The organism is Streptomyces orinoci (assembly GCF_003121295.1).
Classification (GTDB): Bacteria; Actinomycetota; Actinomycetes; order Streptomycetales; family Streptomycetaceae; genus Streptomyces; species Streptomyces orinoci.
The window spans coordinates 207,501-209,473 of sequence record NZ_PHNC01000004.1 but is presented as its reverse complement, the minus strand read 5'-3'; the positions used below and the strand labels follow the sequence as shown (position 1 = coordinate 209,473).

The window sequence follows — 1,973 nt, the reverse complement described above, 5'->3', positions numbered from 1 at the left end:
GCTCTGAATTTAGTAGAGAGGGGCWTCTSGSTRGTCTCTGSGGCCACACSCAGCTCAGAGAGCGTGTCTCATCACCGGACATGGCCCCCCTTCTCCCGAAGTTACGGGGGCATTTTGCCGAGTTCCTTAACCATAGTTCACCCGAACGCCTCGGTATTCTCTACCTGACCACCTGAGTCGGTTTAGGGTACGGGCCGCCATGAAACTCGCTAGAGGCTTTTCTCGACAGCATAGGATCATCCACTTCACCACAATCGGCTCGGCATCAGGTCTCAGACTATATGTCACGCGGATTTGCCTACGTGACGTCCTACACCCTTACCCCGGGACAACCACCGCCCGGGCTGGACTACCTTCCTGCGTCACCCCATCGCTCACCTACTACAGGTCTGGTCCGTCGGCTCCACCACTCCCCTCAACTCCGAAGAGATCAGGGCGGCTTCACGGACTTAGCATCGCCTGGTTCAGCGCTGGCGCTTCAAAGCGGGTACCGGAATATCAACCGGTTGTCCATCGACTACGCCTGTCGGCCTCGCCTTAGGTCCCGACTTACCCTGGGCAGATCAGCTTGACCCAGGAACCCTTAGTCAATCGGCGCAAGAGTTTCCCACTCTTGTATCGCTACTCATGCCTGCATTCTCACTCGTGAACCGTCCACAACTACCTTCCGGCGCTGCTTCACCCGGCACACGACGCTCCCCTACCCATCACAGCAGACGTTGGTCCTTATGCTGCAATGACACGACTTCGGCGGTACGCTTGAGCCCCGCTACATTGTCGGCGCGGAATCACTTGACCAGTGAGCTATTACGCACTCTTTCAAGGGTGGCTGCTTCTAAGCCAACCTCCTGGTTGTCTCTGCGACTCCACATCCTTTCCCACTTAGCGTACGCTTAGGGGCCTTAGTCGATGCTCTGGGCTGTTTCCCTCTCGACCATGGAGCTTATCCCCCACAGTCTCACTGCCGCGCTCTCACTTACCGGCATTCGGAGTTTGGCTAAGGTCAGTAACCCGGTAGGGCCCATCGCCTATCCAGTGCTCTACCTCCGGCAAGAAACACACGACGCTGCACCTAAATGCATTTCGGGGAGAACCAGCTATCACGGAGTTTGATTGGCCTTTCACCCCTAACCACAGGTCATCCCCCAGGTTTTCAACCCTGGTGGGTTCGGTCCTCCACGACCTCTTACAGCCGCTTCAACCTGCCCATGGCTAGATCACTCCGCTTCGGGTCTTGGGCGCGCTACTTTGGTCGCCCTGTTCGGACTCGCTTTCGCTACGGCTTCCCCACACGGGTTAACCTCGCAACACACCGCAAACTCGCAGGCTCATTCTTCAAAAGGCACGCAGTCACGAGATGCACAAAGTGCATCCGACGCTCCCACGGCTTGTAGGCACACGGTTTCAGGTACTATTTCACTCCGCTCCCGCGGTACTTTTCACCATTCCCTCACGGTACTATCCGCTATCGGTCACCAGGGAATATTTAGGCTTAACGGGTGGTCCCGCCAGATTCACACGGGATTTCTCGGGCCCCGTGCTACTTGGGTGTCGCACAAGCAAGCCGCTAATGTTTCAGCTACGGGGGTCTTACCCTCTACGCCGGGCCTTTCGCATGCCCTTCGCCTACATCAACGGTTTCTGACTCGCCTCATGGCCGGCAGACCATGAAAGTGCGATCCCACAACCCCGCATACGCAACCCCTGCCGGGTATCACACGCATACGGTTTGGCCTCATCCGGTTTCGCTCGCCACTACTCCCGGAATCACGGTTGTTTTCTCTTCCTGCGGGTACTGAGATGTTTCACTTCCCCGCGTTCCCTCCATACTGCCTATGTGTTCAGCAGTAGGTGACAGCCCATGACGACTGCCGGGTTTCCCCATTCGGACACCCCCGGATCACAGCTCGGTTGACAGCTCCCCGGGGCCTATCGCGGCCTCCCACGTCCTTCATCGGTTCCTGGTGCCAAGG

Annotated in this window: 1 rRNA gene (only partly in view); it reads right to left on the bottom strand. The window is 57.6% G+C overall.

The features are described 5' to 3' along the window. Positions 1 to 1,973: ribosomal RNA gene (locus CV755_RS01825) — 23S ribosomal RNA — on the bottom strand; its annotated part runs 30 nt beyond the window's last position; the annotation flags it as partial.